This window comes from Novosphingobium sp. (genome assembly GCF_036803765.1).
Lineage (GTDB): Bacteria > Pseudomonadota > Alphaproteobacteria > Sphingomonadales > Sphingomonadaceae > Novosphingobium.
In genome coordinates this window covers 228,880-248,535 of sequence record NZ_DAIRTS010000002.1, presented here as the reverse complement: position 1 = coordinate 248,535, position 19,656 = coordinate 228,880, and the positions used below count along the sequence as shown (strand labels likewise).

Here is a 19,656-nt window from a genome sequence, read left to right as displayed (position 1 = left end):
CGCCCACACAGAACATGGCCGAGAGCTGGATGCCGAAACAAGTTCGGCATGACGATGGGGTGAGTGATAGGGGAACTACGGACTGCGGGCGAAGCCGAACGGACGCCTTGCTTTTCCGCAAGGCGCAGTTGGCTCATTGCGTGAGCAGGTCTTCGCCCAGCGCGACCAGGTCGGCCTCTGCGGCGGATTGGATGGTGGCGAGCTTGAGCCAATGCCGGGCGTTGCGAGCGACTTTGAGGTCCGCGCAATGGCGCAGGAGGCGCGTGGCGATCCAGGCGGTTGTCGCGAGGGCGCCGAGCTGCAGAAAGGGGTAGGCGACCGTTTGCGCGCTGGTGCGGTCGAGCGAGGCTGCCGCCCGCTCTAGGCGGTCGAGCATGGTGGCCAGTGCGGTGCCGTCCCCAACCCTGGCATCGTGTCGCGCGCGGGTGAGGAAGGCGCGCAAGGGGCGGGCCTCGTCGCCGAGGACGCGGCGCATGACGAGGTCAAGCGCCTGCATGCCGCTGGTGCCTTCGTAGATCGCAAGTACGCGCGCGTCGCGCAGGTATTGTTCGGCGGGCCATTCGCGGGTGTAGCCCGCGCCGCCGAGGACCTGGATGGCCTGGTCCGCGCAGAGGCTCGCGGCCTCGGCGCAGAAGGTCTTGGTGATCGGCAGTAGCCAGGCGACGAGGGCGGCGGCGTCAAGGTCGTCGTCCTGCAGGTCGGACAGCACCGAGGCGGTGAGGACCAGTCCGCGCGCGACTTCGGCCCGTGCAGCGCTGGCCTGGAGCATACGGCGGACGTCGGGGTGGCTGGCGATCGGCACCGCGGGTCGGTCAGGCTTGCCGCCCTGGTGGCGTTCGGTGGCGTAGTGCGCGGCCAGGTCCGCCGCGGCGCCGGCGATGCCTGCGCCCTGGCTGCCGACCGACAGGCGCATGCCGACGATCATCGCGAAGAGTTGCGGCAATCCGCGCCCCTCCGTGCCGACGAGCAAGGCATGGGCATCCTCGAAGCCGAGCGCGCAGGTGGGGGAGGCGTGCAGCCCGAGCTTTTCCTCGATGCGGCGCACGACCACGCCGTTGCGCCTTCCGTCTTGGTCGGACGGGACGAGGAACAGGCTGAGGCCGGCCGTACCGGGGGCACCGCCGGGCGTGCGCGCCAGCACCATGTGGCCGATGCGCGGGGCGAGGTCGTGATCGCCGAAGCTGATCCAGATCTTTTCACCGGTGACGCGCCAAGTGCCGTCGTCCTGCGGCGTGGCCATGGTGCGCACCCGGCCGACGTCGGAGCCGGCATCGGGCTCGGAAATGCAGATCGTCGCCGCCCAGCTGCCGTCGACGAGGCGAGGGACCCATTCGTCGACGATGGCCGCTGCGGCGTAGCGCATCAGCACCATGGTCGCGCAGCGCATGGGCGTGGGCAGCATGCCGAAAGCGGGCGCGGCCCTGTTGACCAGTTCCTCGCACGCGGCGTGAACCGTGACGGGAAGGCCGGCACCGCCATGCGCGGCAGGGGCGTCGATGGTCGTCCATCCGCCTTCGCGATAGGCCTGCCACGCGGCGTGATGCCCCGGCGCGAGTTGCACGCGGCCATCGACCAGCCGGCAGCCGGCGGCATCGCCCGTGCGGTTGAACGGGGCGAGTACGTCGTGCGCCAAGTCGCCCGCGGCGCCGATGATCTGGGTCAGCGTCGCGGTGTCGAGATCGGTCTGCGCGTGGCGCGCACGGACCTGCGCCCACTCGGGGATGGCTTCGATCTGCGCGACGATCGCGGCGGCGGCTTCGCTGTAGGACATCGGGCGCGGCTCCCAGCCTGACGAGAACTATACGCCACCGTATGGTTTGCCGCAGGGCCGTCGTCAACCGCATGCTGGACCCCTCGGGCGCATGCGGTTAGTCCGCGATGTCATGGACGGCCCCGAAAATCACGACCCTGCCAAGCACGCAAAGGAAACGCGCCGGCTGACCCGGCAGGACTGGGTCGATGCGGCGGTGCGGGTGATGGCGGGGACCGGGGTCGAGCAAGTGCGGGTCGAGCGCCTGGCGGTAGCACTCGGCGCCTCCAAGGGCAGTTTCTATTGGCATTTCAAGGATCGGCAGGCATTGCTCGATGCCGTGCTCGAGGCGTGGCGGCTTCGCCAGACGGTGGCAGTCCAGGCGCGGCTTGCACTGGAGGCACCCGAGGCACAGTTGCGCATCCAGCGCTTGATGGAGCTTCCCCTGGCGAGCGGTGCCGCAGCCGAGGCCGCCGAGTTTGAACTGGCGATCATGATGTGGGCGCGGCGATCGCCCGAGGCGCGCGCGGCCGTGCAGGCCGTCGACGAGGCGCGGATCGCCTACCTGGAAGAACTGTTCGCGACGCTGGGGTGCGAGGCGGGGGAAGCGCAGTGGCGGGCGCATCGCGCCTATGCGCTGGTGCGGTACGTTGCGCAGCGTGGCGATCTGTCACTGGCGGAGCGGCAAGCCATGGTAACGCGGGCTTGCGCGGAACTGACGACTGAGACGCAGGTGACGTGAGAGGCGGGCGCCGCCCGAAAAGCCGCGCCCGCCCCGGCGATTACTCGCCCTGCCAGCCTTCGAGCAGGTCGCGGAATTCGTCGGCGTGGTCTTCTTCCTGCGCGAGGATGCTTTCCAGCATGGTGCGCGTGGTCGGGTCGCGATCGCCGACATAGGCGATGAGTTCGCGATAGGATTCGACGGCGATGCGCTCGGCGATCAGGTCTTCGCGGACCATGTCCTTGAGCGTCTTGCCGACCTGGTATTCGGCGTGGCTACGCTTGGTCAGCGTGGCGGGGTCGAGGTCAGGCTCGCCGCCCAGCTGGACGATGCGCTCGGCGAGCTTGTCGGCATGGCCGCGCTCTTCGTTGGCATGTTCGAGGAAGTGGGCCTTGACCGGCTGCGAGACGAGGCCGTCCGCGACGTAATAGTGGCGCAGGTAGCGCAGGACGCAGACCCATTCGGTCGCCAGCGCCTTGTTAAGCTGCGCGATGATCGTTTCGCGGTCTTCGGGGAAATTGCGCGTCACCGGGCCCTGGTCGATGTGCTTGCGGGCCTCGGCGCGCAGCGTGGCGGTGTCGGTGAACGGGGTCGCGGTGTCTTTGGCGGTGGCCATGGGGCGCTCCTTGCAGTGCGAAACGGTCGGCAGGCGAAGCCGGGCGGCCATTTCCGCCCGGTCCTCGCTGCCTGATCATCGCCGCAATGCGCAGCGCGAGGCATGGTTCCGGGTTGGGGGTGGCATCGGCACGCGGGCTTCCCCTTGGGGCACGGGCTGCTATAGCCGCTGCCACGATGGACCATGCCCCGACCCTCAATTCGGCGCCGCTGCGCCTGCCGGCCGACTGGCGCGATTTCTTTGCGCTGACCAAGCCGCGCGTGATGACGCTGGTGATCTTCACCGGGCTGTGCGGGCTGCTTGCCGCGCCCGGCAGCATCCACCCGGTGCTGGCCTTCACCGCGATCCTGTGCATCGCCGTGGGGGCAGGCGGGGCGGCCGCGCTGAACCAGTGGTGGGAAGCCGACATCGATGCCGGCATGAAGCGCACCGCCAAGCGCCCGCTGCCATCGGGGCGGATGGAGCGCGAATCGGCGCGCGATTTCGGCTTCGCGCTCGCCGGTGGTTCGGTGGTGGTGATGGGGCTGGCGATCGGGTGGCTGGCCGCCGCGATCCTGGCCATCTCGATCTTCTATTACGCCTGGGTCTACACCGTCTGGCTCAAGCCGCGCACGCCGCAGAACATCGTCATCGGGGGCGGGGCCGGTGCCTTTCCGCCGCTGATCGGGTGGGTTGCGGTGACGGGGCACGTCACCTGGATGCCGGTCGTGCTGTTCCTCATCATCTTCTTCTGGACGCCGCCGCATTTCTGGGCGCTCGCACTGTTCGTGCAGACCGACTACGCCAAGGTCGGCATTCCGATGCTCCCCGTCGTCGCGGGCGAGAAGGCGACGCGCCGCCAGATCCTCCTCTACACGCTGCTGCTCGTGCCGCTGAGCCTGCTGCCGTTCATCCTCGGCGGGGCGGGGCTGGTCTATGGCATCGCGGCGGCGGTACTCGGGCTTGGCTTCCTGGCACTGGCGCTGCGCGTGGGATTGCGCCACAGTGCCGAGGGTGACCGGATGAAGCCCGAGCGGCAGTTGTTTGCCTTTTCGATCATCTATCTCTTCGCGCTGTTCGCAGCCTTGGTGGTGGACCGCTTCGCCGGCTTGGAGGGATGGCTGTGATGGGCAACGACCCGCAGGACAACGCGATCGAAAAGATCGACATGGTGGCGTTCCGCGCCCGGCAAAAGGCGCGCAACCGGGCGCTGGGTCTCGTGCTCGGCGCGCTGGTGGTGCTGTTCTTCGCCATCACAGTGGTGAAGCTGGGGATCCAGGCGGCGCATCACTGACGACGACGACGGGAGAGCATTGACGATGGCCACACTTGTCGAGGACCGTTCACGGGCCAACCGCCGCCTGGGGCTGATCATGGCCGTGGTGGCGCTCGGGATGCTCGGGCTGGGCTATGCCGCGGTGCCGCTCTACCGGATGTTCTGTCAGGCCACGGGTTTTGCCGGGACGACGCAGCGCGCCACGGCGCAGCAGGCGGCGGCGGTCAAGGCGGCGGCGCGCATGATCACGATCCGGTTCGATGCGAACGTCGCGCCGGGGCTGCCCTGGACCTTCCGCCCCGTGCAGGTCACGCAGGACGGGCGAATCGGCGAGCGCAAGATCGCGTTCTTCACCGCGCGCAACAATTCGGACAAGCCGATCACCGGCCGCGCGGTGTTCAACGTCACGCCCGAGCAGACCGGCGCCTACTTCCACAAGATCCAGTGCTTCTGCTTCAACGAACAGACGCTCAAGCCCGGCGAGGAAGTGCGCATGCCGGTGATCTACTATGTGGATCCCGACCTGCTCAAGGATCCCAACACGCGCAACATCCCGGAAATCACGCTCAGCTACACCTTCCTTAAGGCTGCAAATTGACTGGACCGGGCGGTTTTGCGCGGATAGACGTGGGCGGATGAAACAATGGCTCCGGCTGCGTGTTTGCGGCCAGGATGCTCGGTAACCTTGGGGGAAGTAGACGACCATGGCCGGCGCCAAGAACCACGATTATCACATCCTGCCGCCAGACATCTGGCCGTTCATGGGTGCCATGTCCGCGCTCGTGATGACCAGCGGCGGCGTGCTCTACATGCACAAGATGGCCGGCGGCACGCAGGTCATGCTGCTGGGTCTGCTCGGCGTCCTGCTCACCATGTTCTCGTGGTGGGGCAAGGTCATCAAGGAAGCGCACGCAGGCGATCACACCCCGGTGGTGCAGCTGCACCAGCGCTACGGCATGATCCTGTTCATCGCTTCGGAAGTGATGTTCTTCGTTGGCTGGTTCTGGGCATTCTTCGACTTCTCCCTGTTTCCCAGCAAGGTGAACACCGACGTCATCGGCGGAGTATGGCCACCCAAGGCGATCGAGGCGGTCATCAATGCCTTCGACCTGCCGCTGCTCAACACCCTGATCCTGCTGTGCTCGGGCACGACGCTGACCTGGGCGCACCACGCGCTGATCCACGGGGACCGCAAGGGCCTCAAGCTCGGCCTCGTCGCCACGATCCTGCTGGGCCTGCTGTTCTCCTCGATCCAGGCCTACGAATACGTCCACGCCCCGTTCGCCTTCGGCAAGAACACCTATGGCTCGGCGTTCTTCATGGCGACCGGCTTCCACGGCTTCCACGTCATCATCGGCACGATCTTCCTGATCGTGTGCTGGATCCGTGCCGAGCGTGGCGACTTCACCCCGCGCCAGCACTTCGGCCTCGAGGCGGCGGCATGGTACTGGCACTTCGTCGACGTGGTGTGGCTGTTCCTGTTCATCGCCATCTACGTCTGGGGCAACTGGGGCGCCGTGATCGAGTGATCCGCGCTCGTAGCCCTGCATGAAAAGGCCCCCGTCTCGCCATGAGCCGGGGGCCTTTTCGTATCCGGTGTTGAAGCCGTCAGGCGGCGCGCAGTTGCGCGCTGGCCTCGGCGAGGCAGGTCTCCAGCGCTGCATCGTCAAGCACGCGGCGCGGGTCGTAGCCCAGGCCCATGCGCGGGGTGCGGCGCCAGGCCTCGCAGAACAGGCCCTTGCCCGGCCCGAAGGCGCGCAGCACATGCGCGGCGAGGGTGGGCGGGGCATCTGCGGCATAGGCCCGCGTGAACAGCGCCATGTCGGCGATCCACGGGCCGATCATCACCCAGGCATGATCGCCCGGCACCGTCTCGCCGGTCACGGCCAGCGTGCCCTGCGCCACCACGATCGGGGCATCGAGCTTGCGCCCGAGGTGCACCGCGAAGGCCGCGCTCAATGCCGGAGCCGAGAGCGGCTTGCCGCCCAGCGCACGGAGCATGTCCTGTGCGCAACCGGCGATCACCGCCTGGTCGGCAGCGGAAGGTTCGTAGGTCTTGAAGGCGCGGGCGAGGTCCCAGCCATGGGCTTCGGCCACGAGGCGGCCCATCCGGGCCAGGGCAAGCGATGCAGTCATGCCTGCCGCCTAGGCGCCTTTAGCTTTCACCGCCATCATAAAACGGGGCGGCCACCTCGGGCGGGATGCGCTGCAGCCGGCCGCTGGCCTTGTCGAGCAGCGCCCACGTGGTGCGCGCGCTGACCAGGACCTTGCCGGTGGCGCTGTCGGTGAAATCGACGCGACGGTCGAAGCGGGCGCCGTGCGGCGGGTCGGGGATGAAGGTCCGCCCCTCGACCACCGCGCCTTGCGTGACATTGCCGCGATAGTCGATTACATGCCGGGTCACGACCCAGACAAAGGCGTCCTGATGCGCGGGCGGGGCCACCGCCTCCCAGTGGCTGACGGCGATCTGCTCCATCCACTGCACCCAGACGGCATTGTTGACATGGCCGAGCACGTCGATGTGCTCCGGCCCGGCCACGAAGGTCTGCGTGAAGGCGGCGGCCATGGTCATTCCCCCAGAAGATGCAGCACGACCGAGCGCCGGTGCGGGGCGCGGCGGTGTTCGCACAGGTAGATGCCCTGCCAGGTGCCGAGCGCCAGCCGTTGGCCCACGAGCGGGATCGGCAGCGACACGCCGGTCAGGATCGACTTGAGATGGGCGGGCATGTCGTCCGGCCCCTCGTCGTCGTGGGCATAGCCGGCGTTCTCGGGTGCGAGCCGGTCGAGCCAGCGCAGCACGTCGCCCCGCACTTCGCGGGCGGCGTTTTCCTGGATGCACAGCGACGCCGAGGTATGGCGGCAGAACACCGTGAGCAGGCCTGTCGAAAGGCCTGCTGCCTCGACCCAGCGGGTGACCTCACGGGTGATCTCGTGGAGGCCCGGCCCCGGCGTGGGCACGGTCAGTTCGGTGGTGGTCTGGCGCAGCGGCATGGCCTGCGCCCTATCACGCGGCCATGCCGTCTGGCAAAGGTGTCGGGCGGGGTGGGTTAACGGGCGGGTATCAGTCGGCCCAGTAGAGCTTCATCGGATTGTCGATCAGCAGCTTGCGCTGCAGTTCCTCGGTCGGGGCGATGCGCGGGATCATGTCGACGAGGTGGCCGTCGTCGGGGATCGCGTCCTGCATGTTGGGGTGCGGCCAGTCGGTGCCCCACAGCACGCGGTCCTGATAGTCCGCCACCAGCGGCGCCACGGCGTCGGCAAAGGCGTTCCACGGAACCCCTGATGGATCGAGCCGGTCGGGGCAGGTCGCCTTGAACCAGATGTCCTCGCGCGAATCGAGGAAGGCGCGGAATGCCTTCATGTCGGCGCCGTCGGGCCCTTGCGTGACGTCGGGGCGGCCCATGTGGTCGATCACCAGCGGCACCGGGATCGCGTCCATGAACGGACGCAGTTCCTCGAGGATGTCGGCCTCGAAGTAGATCACGACGTGCCAGCCCTTGGGCAGTCGCCCGGCGACTTCGAGGAACTTGTCCTTGGGCGCGTCGTCGACCAGCCGCTTGAGGAAGTTGAAGCGGATGCCGCGGATGCCGCCATCGTGCAGCGCTGCCAGCTCGGCTTCGGAAATCGCCGGGTCGACCACCGCGACGCCGCGCGCCTTGCCGTTCGACCTGGCGATGGCATCGAGCGTGGCGGCGTTGTCGGTGCCGTGGCAGCTGGCCTGGACGATCACGTTCCGGTCGAAGCCGAGATGATCGCGCAGCGCGAACAGCATGTCGGGGCCGGCATCCTCGGGCAGGTACTTGGCCTTGGCGCTGAACGGGAACTGCGCCATCGGCCCGAACACGTGGCAATGCGCGTCGATCGCGCCGGCCGGCGGGGTATAGCGCGGCTTGGACGGGTTGCCGTGCCAGGAAACGATACGGTCGGTCATGCTTGCATCATCCTTGTCAGGCGGGATTGGTTGGCCCGAACGGTTCTTGATCGTGAATTGCGAGGGATGGCGAGGGATGGCGAGGGGGGCTTCGACAAGCTCAGCCCGAACGGACCTTGTTGTCAGACACCCCGTTCGCCCGGAGCCTGTCGACGGGCCCATCGGTCACGCGCCCTCGTCACCCGAACACTACCCCGTCCATCAGCTTGCGCGCGGTGCGCAGGAGGGCGGCGGTGCGCACGGCGCCGGTGTCGTCCACCTCGAGCACGCAGCTCATCTCGCCGGTCGGGTGCTCGACCGACAGCGTCTTGCGCGGACCGTCGGGGACTTTCGCCACCTCGGCCGCGGGTGAGCCTTCGAGCAGGCAGGCCGTTGCCACCGAGACCGCGCCGAGCACGCCGATCGTGGCATGGGCGCGATGCGGGATGAAGCTGCGCACCGTAACCGCGCCGCCGTTCTTGGGCGGGGCGACCAGCATCATCTTGGGGACCGACTTTTCCTTCACGTTGCCAAGGTTCATCATCGGCCCGACCTCGAGCCGGATCGCCTCGATCCGCGCCTTGAGGTCGGTGGCATTGTCGAGCCACTCGCGGTCCTCATAGCCGGTGATGCCCAGGTCCTCGGCCTTCATCACCACGCAGGGCATGCCGTTGTCGATCAGCGTGAGGGGCACGCCCTGGATCACATCGACCGCATTGCCGCTGGGCAGCAGCGCGCCGCAGCTCGACCCGGCGGTGTCGCGAAATTCGAGCGGGACCGGCGCATGGGTGCCCGGGACGCCGTCGATCGCCGCCTCGCCGGTATAGGTCACCGTGCCGCCGGGCGTCTGCACCGTGGCGACCGCGACCTGGCCGGTGTTCTCCATGAAGATCGCCACGCGGGTCTCGTCGCCGGTGGCCGCCACCAGACCGCGCTCGATCGCGAAGGGGCCGATCCCGGCAAGGATGTTGCCGCAGTTCTGCGCATCGGTGACGATGGCCTGATCGACGAAGACCTGCAGGAACAGGTAGTCGACATCGATGCCCTCGCGGGTGGATTTCGAGACCACGCCGACCTTGCTGGTCAGCGGATCGGCGCCGCCCATCCCGTCGATCTGGCGCGGATCGGGCGAGCCCATGACCGCCAGCAGGAACGCATCGCGCGTTTCGGTGTCGGCGGGGAGGTCATCCTTGAGGAAGTATCCGCCCTTCGACGTACCGCCGCGCATCCACATGCAGGGGGCGGAGTATCCGGTGGTCATGGTTCGTTGTCCTTCGTGACGGGGGCGGCCCCTCCACCACCGCTTCGCGGCGGTCCCCCTCCCCATTGCATGGGGAGGATCCCAGGTCCTCCCTGCCGAAGGTGGGGAGGGGGACCACCGGCGCAGCCGGTGGTGGAGGGGCCGACCTTACAATTCAAACGTACTTCAGGCCTTCCTTCTCGAGGCGCTCGCGCATCTTGTACATGTCGAGCCCGAGCACGCCGCCGGCCAGCTTCTCGCGCTTCTCGCCCTCGTTCGCCTCGCGCGCCTGGGCTGCGGCCAAGACTTCGGCGGCCTTGGCGCGGGGGACGACGACCACGCCGTCGTCATCGGCCACGATTACGTCGCCGGGGTTCACCGCGCAGTTGGCGCAGACGACCGGCACGTTGACACTGCCCAGTGTGTTCTTGACCGTGCCTTGCGCATAGATCGCCTTGGACCACACCGGGAACTGCATCTCGGTGAGGTCGCGCACGTCGCGCACGCCGGCGTCGATCACCAGGCCACGGCAGCCGCGCGCCTGGGCGGAGGTGGCGAGCAGGTCGCCGAAGTAGCCGTCCTCGCAGGGGCTGGTGGGGGCGAGCAGCAGGATGTCGCCGGCCTGGAGCTGCTCGATCGCGACGTGGACCATCCAGTTGTCGCCCGGAGGCGCGCTGATCGTCACGGCCGAGCCGGCGATGCGCGCGCCGCGATAGATCGGGCGCATGTAGCTGGCGAGCAGGCCGGTGCGGCCCTGCGCCTCGTGCACGGTGGCGACGCCGCAGGCGGCCAGCCCGTCGATCACCGCGGGATCGGCCCGCTCGATATGCTGCACGACGATACCCGACATCGCTGGTCTCCCTCAGATCGCTGGCCCCATCGCGGGGCGGTCATGCCTCGCACATGGGCCTGCCCCCCGGCCAAGGCCAAATGCAATGTTTGGCGCAAGGCATAAGGAAATGCTAAGCCTGTCGTCATGATCCGTCACGAACCGACGCTCAACATCCGCCATTTCGCAGCCCTCGCCGCGACGGTGCGCCACGGCAGCGTGACCCGCGCGGCGCGTGCGGTGAACCTGACCCAGCCGGCGCTGACCCAAGCGATCGCCCGGCTCGAGGCGGAGCTGGGCTGCGCCTTGTTCGAGCGCGGCGCGGCCGGGATGGCGGCGACAGAGCCGGCGCGCCTGCTCGCCCCGCGCGCGGAGGCGGCGATCGAGTACATCGGCTCGCCGCGCGTCACCGGCACGCAAGTGCGCGCCTTCCTCGCCCTTGCCCGTGCAGGGTCCTATGCCGGTGCGGCAGAGGCGACGGGCCTGTCCGCCGCGTCGCTGCACCGGGCGGTGGCCGATCTCGGCGTGGCGCTGGGACAGCGGCTGGTCGACCGGCGCGGACGTTCGGTGCTGCTGACCCCGGCGGGCTTGCGCCGCGCGCGTGGCTTCGGCCTCGCCATGGCCGAATTGCGCGCAGGCCTCGCTGAAGTGGCGGGCTGGCAGGGGAAGGCGGCGGGGCGCATCGTCATCGGCGCCATGCCGCTGTCGCGCGCCCGTTGGCTGCCCGAGACGCTGCTGCGCTTCGTCGCGCGCCATCCCGGCGTCGATGTCGCGGTGGTCGAGGGCAGCCACAGCGAGCTGGTCGGCCCCTTACGCGATGGGGAGATCGACCTGATGCTCGGCGCGTTGCGCGAGACGGCGACGCTGGAAGACCTGGTGCAGGAGCCCGCCTTCGAGGATCGCCCCGCGCTGGTCATGCGCGCGGGCCACCCGCTGGCCGATCCGGCCGCGACGCTCGATGGCCCGGCGCTGGCGGCCTACCCCTGGGTTCTGCCGGCAGGCGACACGCCGCTGCGGCATTACTGGGACACGATGATGCGCGCCGCGACCGGGCAGGCGCCGCCGCACGTCGGGATCGAGTGCGGCTCGGTGCTGACCGTGCGGCAATTGCTGGTCGGATCGGACGCGCTGACGCTGCTGAGCCCGGCGCAACTCGCGGTCGAACTCGATGTCGGGCTGCTCGCCGCGCGGCCGACGCCGCAGCCGGTGCGCCGCGTGATCGGGGTAACGCATCGCGCCGGCTGGCGGCCCACCGCGCCGCAGGGGGCGTTCATCGCACTGCTGCGCGAAGTGGCGACCGAAGGCTTCGCATAAACTTATACCTTGGGCGCTCTTTGCATTTGTATGCGCGGCCACCCCGCCGCAACAGGCAGGGCATGGAGAGAACGCTTGCCCTGATCGGCTTCGGCGAAGCCGGCGCCACTTTCGCCGAAGCGGCGGGCTGGGAATCCGCGGCCCTGGCCTATGACGTGAATCCGGCACGCCGGCCCGCGATGGTCGAGGCCGGGGTCGTCGCCAGCGCCACGCCCGACAGCGCCCTGGCCCCGGCCTCGCTGGTGCTCTCGCTGGTCACGGCCGACAGCGCACTGCCCGCCGCACGCGATTATGCCGGCCTGCTCGCCCCCGGCGCGCTCTTCTGCGACATGAATTCGGTGGCGCCCGATACCAAGCGTGCCGCCGCCCACGCGATCGAGGCGGCCGGCGCGCACTATGTCGACGTGGCGGTGCTGGCACCGGTCCATCCCGCCCGGCTCAAGGTGCCGCTGCTGGTTTCGGGGCCGCAGGCGGCTGCGGCCGAGGCCGCGCTGCGCGAAGTCGGCTTCGTCAACGTGCGCGTGGTCGGCGACGAAGTCGGTCGCGCCAGCGCGATCAAGATGATCCGCTCGGTCATGGTCAAGGGTGTCGAGGCGCTGACCGCCGAGATGATGCTGGCGGCAACGAAGGCGGGCGTCGTGGACGAAGTGCTCGCCTCGCTCGATGCCAGCGAGAAGACCAGCAGCTGGTTCGACCGCGCACCCTACAACATCGAGCGGATGGTGACGCACGGGCTGCGCCGCGCCGCCGAGATGGAGGAATCGGCCAAGACGCTGGTCAGCCTCGGCGTGGAGCCGCTGATGACCTTGGGCACCGTCGGGCGCCAGCGCCAGCAGGCGGGCCAGCCGATCGCCTTCGAACCGCAGACTTTGGAAAACACCAGCAGGGAACCGGCCGAATGACCATGATCATCGACTGCCACGGCCACTATACCGTTCTGCCCAAGGCGCACGACGCCTGGCGCGAGCAGCAGAAGGCGGCGTTCAAGGCGGGGGAGGCCGCGCCGCCCTATCCCGCGATCAGCGACGACGAGATCCGCGAGACGATCGAGGCCAACCAGCTGCGCCTGATCAAGGAACGCGGCGCGGACATGACGATCTTCTCGCCGCGCGCCAGCGCGATGGCGCCGCACGTCGGCGACCAGAGCGTGGCGGTGCCGTGGGCGCGCGCCTGCAACGACCTCATCGCGCGCGTGGTGGCGCTCTATCCCGAGACTTTCGCGGGCGTGTGCATGCTGCCCCAGTCGCCCGAGGCGGACATGTCCAGCTCGATCGCCGAGCTTGAGCGTTGCGTCACCGAGCTGGGCTTCATCGGCTGCAACCTTAACCCTGATCCCGGCGGCGGGCACTTCAAGCATCCGCCGCTGACCGATGAATTCTGGTTCCCCTTCTACGAGAAGATGGTCGAGCTGGACGTGCCGGCGATGATCCACGTCTCGGGCAGCTGCAATCCGGCGATGCACGCGACCGGCGCCTACTACATCGCGGCCGATACGATCGCCTTCATGCAGCTGCTCGAAGGCGACCTGTTCAGCCGTTTCCCCACCTTGCGGTTCATCATCCCGCACGGCGGCGGTGCGGTGCCCTATCACTGGGGCCGCTATCGCGGGCTGGCCGACATGCTCAAGAAGCCGGCGCTCGACGGGCACCTGATGAACAACGTGTTCTTCGACACCTGCGTCTATCACCAGCCCGGCGTGAACCTGCTGGCCGAGGTGATCGAGACCAAGAACATCCTGTTCGGTTCGGAAATGGTCGGCGCGGTGCGCGGCATCGATCCCACCACCGGGCATTATTTCGACGACACCAAGCGCTATGTCGATGCGCTCGCCATTTCGGACGAGCAGCGCCACGCGATCTTCGAGGGCAATGCCCGTCGCGTGTTCCCGCGCCTCGACGCCAAGCTGAAGGAGAGGGGCCTGTGACGATCACCAAGGGCGCGCCCGATAACAAGCCGCGCGACATCCACGCCTACCTGGCCGAGTTCGACGATATTCCCGGCACCCGGGTCTATACCGCCGCACGCGCGCGCATGGGCTATCACATCAACCAGTTCGCGATGAGCCTGATGAAGGCGGACAACCGTGCGCGCTTCAAGGCCGACGAGCGCGCCTACCTCGATGAATGGAAGATCAGCGAGGAAGCCAAGCAGGCGCTGCTCAAGCGCGACTACAACACGCTGCTCGACATGGGCGGCAACGTCTATTTCCTGTCGAAGCTGTTCTCGTCCGACGGGCTGCCTTTCGCCGAGGCCGTCTCGACGATGACCGACATGACCTGGCCCGAATACCGCCAGATGATGCTGGACGGTGGCCGCTCGCCCGAGGGCAATCGCTCGATCCGGGAAAACCTCGAGGCTGCTGCGCGCGCTGCGCAAACCGGGAAGGATAGCTGACAATGGCACGCATTACCGCAGGCGTCGGTTCCAGCCATGTGCCCCTGCTGGGCGTGGCCGTGGACCAGGGCAAGTCGACCGACGACTATTTCGGCCCGATCTTCGCCGGATACGAATGGACCCGTGCGTGGGAGAAGGAGCAGAAGCCCGACGTGGTGATCCTGGTCTACAACGACCACGCCTCCGCGTTCGACATGAAGATCGTGCCGACCTTCGCGATCGGTTGCGGCGAGCACTACAAGCCGGCCGACGAGGGCTGGGGCCCGCGCCAGGTGCCCGACGTGGAGGGTCATCCCGACCTTGCGTGGCACATCGCGCAGAGCCTGATCCTCGACGAGTTCGACATGACCATCATCAACGAGATGGACGTCGACCATGGCCTGACCGTGCCGCTGTCGATGATGTTCGGCCAGCCCGAGCAATGGCCGGCCAAGATCATTCCGCTGGCGGTCAACGTCGTGACGTACCCGGTGCCCTCGGGTAACCGCTGCTGGGCGCTCGGCGAGGCGATCAAGCGCGCGGTCGAGAGCTTCCCCGAGGATCTCAACGTCCAGATCTGGGGCACCGGCGGCATGAGCCACCAGCTTCAGGGCAAGCGTGCGGGCCTGCTCAATCGCGAGTGGGACAACAAGTTCCTCGACATGCTGATCGGCGAGACCGACGCAGCGCGCTGGATCCCGCATATCGAGTACCTGCGCGAGACTGGCTCGGAAGGCATCGAGATGGTCATGTGGCTGATCATGCGCGGCGCGCTGGGGCACAAGACCAAGCTGCTGCACCGTCATTACCACATCCCCTGTTCCAACACCGCGATCGGGCACATCGTGCTCGAACCGGTCGAGGAAGAGACGGTCGCGGCCTGACGGCTGCTCCCCTCCCGCATGCGGGAGGGGCCGGGGGAGGGGATGTTCTCCTTTCCCAAAGTAACTGATGGGGGAGACCGTGACTGGCCCTCCCCCAGCCCCTCCCGCAAGCGGGAGGGGAGCAGGTTGCGCCAGAATTCCCCCCTCCCGCGTGCGGGAGGGGCCGGGGGAGGGAATGTTCCCCACCCCCTACAAACAGACCCCCTCGTCGGGAGGGGAATACACCACAGGAGCGTCCCCATGCGTATTGCCCTGGCCGGTGCCGGCGCCTTCGGCGAAAAGCACCTCGACGGCCTCAAGAACATCGACGGCGTGGAAATCGTCTCGGTCATCAGCCGCCGCGCCGAGCAGGCCGCGGCCGTCGCCGAGAAGTATGGCGCGCGCCACTCGGGCACCGAACTGGACGAAGCACTGGCGCGCGACGACGTCGACGCGGTGATCCTGTGCACGCCCACGCAGATGCACGCCGAACAGGCGATCGCATGCATGAACGCGGGCAAGCACGTGCAGGTCGAAATTCCGCTGGCCGACAGCTGGGCCGATGCCGAGGCGGTCGTGGCCAAGCAGAAGGAAACGGGCCTGGTCTGCATGGTCGGGCACACCCGCCGCTTCAACCCGTCGCACCAGTGGGTGCACAACAAGATCACCGCGGGTGAATTCAACATCCAGCAGATGGATGTGCAGACCTACTTCTTCCGCCGCAAGAACATGAACGCCAAGGGCGAGGCGCGCTCGTGGACCGACCACCTGCTGTGGCACCACGCCGCGCATACGGTCGACCTCTTCGCCTACCAGGCGGGCAAGATCGTCAAGGCCAACGCGGTCGAAGGTCCGATCCATCCGGAATTGGGCATCGCCATGGACATGTCGATCCAGCTCAAGAGCGAAAGCGGCGCGATCTGCACGCTGTCTCTGTCGTTCAACAACGACGGGCCGCTCGGCACCTTCTTCCGCTACATCGGCGACACCGGCACCTACATCGCGCGCTACGACGACCTGGTGAACGGCAAGGAAGAGGCGATCGACGTGTCGAAGGTCGACGTGTCGATGAACGGCATCGAACTGCAGGACCGCGAGTTCATCGCCGCGATCCGCGAGGGCCGCGAGTCCAACAGCTCGGTCGCGCAAGTGCTCGATTGCTATCGCGTGCTGGGTGACCTCGAAAAGCAGCTCGCCGCGGGCTGATGCATCGCCCCCTTCCCGCATCGGTGCGGGGAGGGGGCACGCTGCACGGGGTACACACGCTAGGGGTACCGGGCGGATCACGGCGCGGACCCTTTGGGAAAGGGACTGCCATGGAAGCGCTGATCGCCTATTCGGGCCGCCGCTTTGCGCGCCCGCGCTATTACGCCAATGCGCATCACCGCGACGAGGTGGACATCGCACCCGTGCCCATGGCGATGACCGACGCGCGGGACCTTGGCACCACGCTCGACCGCGAAGGCTTCGCGCTGGTACACCACGCCAGCGCCGTCACCGACTTTGCCGACCGCGCGGCGGTGCTGTCGATCCATGTCCCCGAGATCGCCGACCTGATCCGCGCGCAGACCGGCGCCTCGCGCGTCGAGGTGACGGGCGCGGGGATCCTGCGCTTTTCCGAGCGCTCGGGCCGCGCCGGCAGCCTCGACAACTCGATGCCTGCGCGCTTCGCGCATATCGACGTCGCGCCCACGACCGCGCTGGCGATGGCGGGCAAGCTTGCCGGGGAGCGCGGCTTTGCACGGGTGGCGCAGTACAACGTGTGGCGCGCGCTCTCGCCGCCGCCGCAGGACGTGCCGCTGGCGCTGTGCGATGCGCGCAGCCTTGCGCCCGCCGACTGCATCATCGCCGATGCGGTGTTCGACCCGCCCGAGGGGTCGGAGTGGTCGTTCGAGGGCCTGGTGATCGCCGCCAATCCGCAGCATCGCTGGCACTGGTTCTCGGGCATGACCGCCGACGAGGCGATCGTGTTCAAGACCTTCGACAGCGATCCGCAGCGCGCGACCCATGTGCCGCATGTCGCCTTCGACCTGCCCGACTGCCCGCCCGATGCAACGCCGCGCGTCAGCATCGAGATGCGCGCCACGGCTTTCTGGGATTCCTGACCGAAGCATCCCGGCAACACCCTATCAATTGTTATCGTCATTTTGGTAATTCGCGTTGCTGAAGCGTTCGCGTACGTGATACCCAGGCGTTGCAGACCGAAACATTCGGCTGCTGATCCTTGGGAGGATACTGAAATGGCGTTTCCACGCAGTGCCTTGCTGTGTTCCGCCGCCGCGTTCGTCGCGCTGTCCCCGCTTTCGCAGGCCATGGCCCAGGCCGCGCCCCAGGCGCCGGCCGATGAAACCAGCCGTGCCATGCCGCCGGAAATCGTCGTGACCGCGCAGTTTCGCAGCCAGAAGCTGCAGGATACGCCACTGGCAATCACCGCGATGAACGGAGAATCGCTGGCCGCGCGCGGGCAAACCAACGTGGCGGAAGTGGCGGCGCAGACGCCCAACGTCACGCTGGCCCCGCAGAACCAGTACCTCGGCCCCGGCATCATCGCCTTCATTCGCGGCGTGGGCCAGTCCGACCCCAACTTCGCGCTCGAGCCGGGCGTGGGCATGTACGTCGACGACGTCTATCTGCCGACGCTCACCGGCTCGCTGCTCGATCTGATGGACCTCGACCGGGTGGAAGTGCTGCGCGGGCCGCAAGGCACGCTGGCCGGGCGCAACTCGCTGGGCGGCTCGATCAAGCTCTATGGTGTGAAGCCCAAGGGCGACAATTCGGGCTCGTTCGAGGCGACTTACGGCAGCTTCCACCGCATCGACCTGCGCGGTCATTTCGATCTCAAGCTGACCGACAATCTCGCCATGCGCGTTTCGGGGGTGAGCAAGAACCGCGACGGCTACGTCAAGATCCTCGACTATGCGCGTACTCATCCGGGCAGCACGGTGCCGACCATGGCGACCGGCTCCGATCCGGTGATCGGCACGCTTGGCGGCACCAGCTTTACCGCCGGCAAGGTGGCGCTGCGCTGGACCCCGGATGCCGACATCGAGGTCAACCTCTCGGCTGACTACACCCGCGAGCGCGACGAGCCGGGCCCGGGCGTGCTGATCTACGGCAACAATATCGCGCAGTTCGCCGGCTCTCCGGTGACCAAGGATCCCAACCGCGCCTGGCTCTATGGCACCGACGGCAAGCCGATCCCGCTCGATTGCCGGTTCGTGCCCTCGGGCCGCAACAGCTGCGACACGCTGGGCGGCGGCTACGACAAGCGCTACGTCGCCTATTCCACGTTCTACGATGCGGCGCGCCCCGATCACCAGGTGCCGTACAAGCCGCTGGCGCTGAACCGCCATTCCAACCTCGACAACTACGGCTTTGCCGGCACGATCGACTGGAAGCTGGGCGACAACCTCGCGCTCAAGTCGATCACCGCCTATCGCCGCTACACCTCGGACTGGTCGTTCGCCGAGGCCGCGCCGGTCTTGCCCTCGATGCTCAACCAGGCACAGAGCAACACGCAGTGGAGCGAGGAAATCCGCCTCACCGGCAAGGCGCTCGACAACACGCTCGATTTCGTGCTGGGCGGATTCTACTTCCACGCCAAGGGGCTGTTCACTGGGCGCATCGACCTGAACTATGCCGGGATCGACTTCCTCCACGGCCCCGACCCGACGCCCGCCACCAACAAGGCGCTGTTCGCCAATGCCAGCTGGAAGCCATTCGAGGCCTTCACGCTGACCGGGGGCCTGCGCGAATCGTGGGACCACAAGGAATACGGCTATGCCCGGCATAACCCGGATGGCACCACGATCCAGCCGTGCACCGGCTATCCGTTCTCGGTCAGCCAGCCGCCGAACTGCGCGCTCGCGGCGCTCAACGGGCTCTACAAGACCTTCGATGCCTCGCGGCTCGACTGGCGCGTGGCCGCCGACTACCGCTTCTCGCCCGCGTTCATGGCCTATGGCCAGGTCTCGACCGGGTACCGCTCGGGCGGCGTGAACCCGCGGCCGTTCTACCCCAGCCAGGTGCAGGACTTCCGCCCCGAGACGATTACCGCGTACGAGGTGGGCTTCAAGTCGGACCTGTTCGACCGGCGCCTGCGCTTCAACGTCTCGGCCTTCTACAACGATTACAAGAACATCATCCTGACCGTGCTCAACTGCCCGAACACGGCGGGCTTCCCGGCGACGCCGTGCCTCCAGCCCAAGAACGTCGGCTCGGCCCACGTGAAGGGGATCGAAGTGGAGACGACGATCCGGCCGATGGAGCACCTGACCCTCGATGGCTCGCTGTCGTGGCTCGACTTCAAGTACACCACGGTCGACACCGCCAACACCGGCGTGAAGCCCAACATGGTGCCGCCGTACACGCCCGAGTGGAAGTGGAACGCCGGCCTGTCGTACGACATCCCCGACGTGTTCAAGGGCAGCGTGGTGGTGCGCCTCGACGGCAGCTACCAGTCGCACATCTATGTCGACCCCACCAATGTCGACGCCGTGGTGATCCCTGCCGCGACGCCGAGCCCGCTGGCCAGCCAGACCGCGACCAACCGCATCGACGACTACTTCCTCGCCAATGCCCGCCTCACCTGGAAGGACGGCGAGGACAAGTGGTCGCTGAGTGCCGAGGTGCGCAACATCACCAACAAGTACTACTTCACCTCGATGACCGCGAACTTCGGCCCGATCGGCACCAGCGCCGGCGCGCCGGGCCTGCCGCGGACCTGGGCGGTGACGGTCAAGCGCAACTTCTGATCCGCGCGCGATCGAAGTGCCTGCATGGGGG

General features: G+C 67.7%; 21 protein-coding genes. 13 read left to right on the top strand and 8 right to left on the bottom strand.

Translation table 11 applies throughout. The features are described 5' to 3' along the window. Window positions 1-133: 133 nt before the first annotated feature. Complete coding sequence (locus tag V7Q48_RS02270; protein ID WP_333836003.1) at window positions 134-1,771, bottom strand: acyl-CoA dehydrogenase family protein; 1,638 nt, start codon at window positions 1,769-1,771, stop codon at window positions 134-136. Window positions 1,772-1,883: 112 nt separating this feature from the next. Here V7Q48_RS02270 and V7Q48_RS02265 point away from each other — a divergent pair, with 112 nt between their 5' ends. Continuing rightward, complete coding sequence (locus tag V7Q48_RS02265; protein ID WP_333836002.1) at window positions 1,884-2,492, top strand: TetR/AcrR family transcriptional regulator; 609 nt, start codon at window positions 1,884-1,886, stop codon at window positions 2,490-2,492. Between the two features lie 40 nt (window positions 2,493-2,532). Here V7Q48_RS02265 and V7Q48_RS02260 read toward each other — a convergent pair whose 3' ends face one another. Next, window positions 2,533-3,087 (bottom strand): ferritin-like domain-containing protein, encoded by a 555-nt coding sequence (locus V7Q48_RS02260; RefSeq protein WP_333836001.1) that lies wholly within the window; start codon window positions 3,085-3,087, stop codon window positions 2,533-2,535. Window positions 3,088-3,263: 176 nt separating this feature from the next. Here V7Q48_RS02260 and V7Q48_RS02255 point away from each other — a divergent pair, with 176 nt between their 5' ends. The 4 genes from V7Q48_RS02255 (at window position 3,264) to V7Q48_RS02240 (ending at window position 5,871) form a co-directional block, all read left to right on the top strand. Continuing rightward, window positions 3,264-4,193 (top strand): heme o synthase, encoded by a 930-nt coding sequence (locus V7Q48_RS02255; protein ID WP_333836000.1) that lies wholly within the window; start codon window positions 3,264-3,266, stop codon window positions 4,191-4,193. Further along, window positions 4,193-4,360: a hypothetical protein gene (locus V7Q48_RS02250; protein WP_333836018.1), complete on the top strand. Its 168-nt coding sequence runs from the start codon at window positions 4,193-4,195 to the stop codon at window positions 4,358-4,360. The genes V7Q48_RS02255 and V7Q48_RS02250 overlap by 1 nt, the downstream gene beginning before the upstream one ends. Window positions 4,361-4,385: 25 nt before the next feature. Then, window positions 4,386-4,940 carry a cytochrome c oxidase assembly protein gene (locus V7Q48_RS02245; RefSeq protein WP_333835999.1) on the top strand — a complete coding sequence of 185 codons (555 nt, stop codon included), beginning with the start codon at window positions 4,386-4,388 and terminating at the stop codon, window positions 4,938-4,940. Window positions 4,941-5,046: 106 nt separating this feature from the next. After that, complete coding sequence (locus V7Q48_RS02240; RefSeq protein WP_333835998.1) at window positions 5,047-5,871, top strand: cytochrome c oxidase subunit 3; 825 nt, start codon at window positions 5,047-5,049, stop codon at window positions 5,869-5,871. A gap of 79 nt (window positions 5,872-5,950) precedes the next feature. On the opposite strand, the gene V7Q48_RS02235 is transcribed toward V7Q48_RS02240, so the two are convergent. From V7Q48_RS02235 to ligK, 6 genes are all read right to left on the bottom strand, one after another. After that, entirely contained in the window at window positions 5,951-6,478 is a 528-nt protein-coding gene (locus V7Q48_RS02235) for a hypothetical protein (protein WP_333835997.1), read from the bottom strand. Between the two features lie 19 nt (window positions 6,479-6,497). After that, entirely contained in the window at window positions 6,498-6,908 is a 411-nt protein-coding gene (locus V7Q48_RS02230; protein ID WP_333836016.1) for an acyl-CoA thioesterase, read from the bottom strand. A 2-nt stretch (window positions 6,909-6,910) separates the two neighbouring features. Continuing rightward, a complete protein-coding gene (locus V7Q48_RS02225; RefSeq protein WP_333836015.1) occupies window positions 6,911-7,327 on the bottom strand; it encodes a secondary thiamine-phosphate synthase enzyme YjbQ in 417 nt (138 codons plus the stop codon). Window positions 7,328-7,403: 76 nt separating this feature from the next. Beyond that, window positions 7,404-8,273, bottom strand: coding sequence for an amidohydrolase family protein (locus V7Q48_RS02220; protein WP_333835996.1), 870 nt, complete (start codon window positions 8,271-8,273; stop codon window positions 7,404-7,406). 178 nt (window positions 8,274-8,451) lie between these two features. Then, window positions 8,452-9,513 carry a 4-oxalomesaconate tautomerase gene (locus V7Q48_RS02215; protein WP_333835995.1) on the bottom strand — a complete coding sequence of 354 codons (1,062 nt, stop codon included), beginning with the start codon at window positions 9,511-9,513 and terminating at the stop codon, window positions 8,452-8,454. 154 nt (window positions 9,514-9,667) lie between these two features. Next, entirely contained in the window at window positions 9,668-10,342 is a 675-nt protein-coding gene (gene ligK / locus V7Q48_RS02210) for a 4-carboxy-4-hydroxy-2-oxoadipate aldolase/oxaloacetate decarboxylase (protein ID WP_333835993.1), read from the bottom strand. A gap of 126 nt (window positions 10,343-10,468) precedes the next feature. Here ligK and V7Q48_RS02205 point away from each other — a divergent pair, with 126 nt between their 5' ends. From V7Q48_RS02205 to V7Q48_RS02170, 8 genes are all read left to right on the top strand, one after another. Then, window positions 10,469-11,635, top strand: a complete 1,167-nt coding sequence (locus tag V7Q48_RS02205; RefSeq protein WP_333835991.1) for a LysR family transcriptional regulator — start codon at window positions 10,469-10,471, stop codon at window positions 11,633-11,635. A 62-nt stretch (window positions 11,636-11,697) separates the two neighbouring features. Further along, a complete protein-coding gene (locus V7Q48_RS02200; protein WP_333835990.1) occupies window positions 11,698-12,537 on the top strand; it encodes an NAD(P)-dependent oxidoreductase in 840 nt (279 codons plus the stop codon). Beyond that, the gene (locus V7Q48_RS02195) at window positions 12,534-13,559 is read left to right on the top strand and encodes an amidohydrolase family protein (protein WP_333835988.1); all 1,026 of its coding nucleotides are present in this window, start codon (window positions 12,534-12,536) and stop codon (window positions 13,557-13,559) included. Before V7Q48_RS02200 ends, V7Q48_RS02195 begins: the two co-directional genes overlap by 4 nt. After that, window positions 13,556-14,029, top strand: coding sequence for a protocatechuate 4,5-dioxygenase subunit alpha (ligA, locus tag V7Q48_RS02190; RefSeq protein ID WP_333835987.1), 474 nt, complete (start codon window positions 13,556-13,558; stop codon window positions 14,027-14,029). Before V7Q48_RS02195 ends, ligA begins: the two co-directional genes overlap by 4 nt. A 2-nt stretch (window positions 14,030-14,031) precedes the next feature. Then, window positions 14,032-14,892, top strand: coding sequence for a class III extradiol dioxygenase subunit beta (locus V7Q48_RS02185; RefSeq protein ID WP_333835986.1), 861 nt, complete (start codon window positions 14,032-14,034; stop codon window positions 14,890-14,892). 240 nt (window positions 14,893-15,132) lie between these two features. Beyond that, window positions 15,133-16,077, top strand: coding sequence for a Gfo/Idh/MocA family oxidoreductase (locus V7Q48_RS02180; RefSeq protein WP_333835985.1), 945 nt, complete (start codon window positions 15,133-15,135; stop codon window positions 16,075-16,077). Between the two features lie 110 nt (window positions 16,078-16,187). Further along, a complete protein-coding gene (locus V7Q48_RS02175; protein WP_333835984.1) occupies window positions 16,188-16,976 on the top strand; it encodes a CmcJ/NvfI family oxidoreductase in 789 nt (262 codons plus the stop codon). 135 nt (window positions 16,977-17,111) lie between these two features. Then, on the top strand, window positions 17,112-19,625 hold the full coding sequence (locus V7Q48_RS02170; RefSeq protein WP_333835983.1) for a TonB-dependent receptor: 2,514 nt from the start codon (window positions 17,112-17,114) through the stop codon (window positions 19,623-19,625). Window positions 19,626-19,656: the final 31 nt, after the last annotated feature.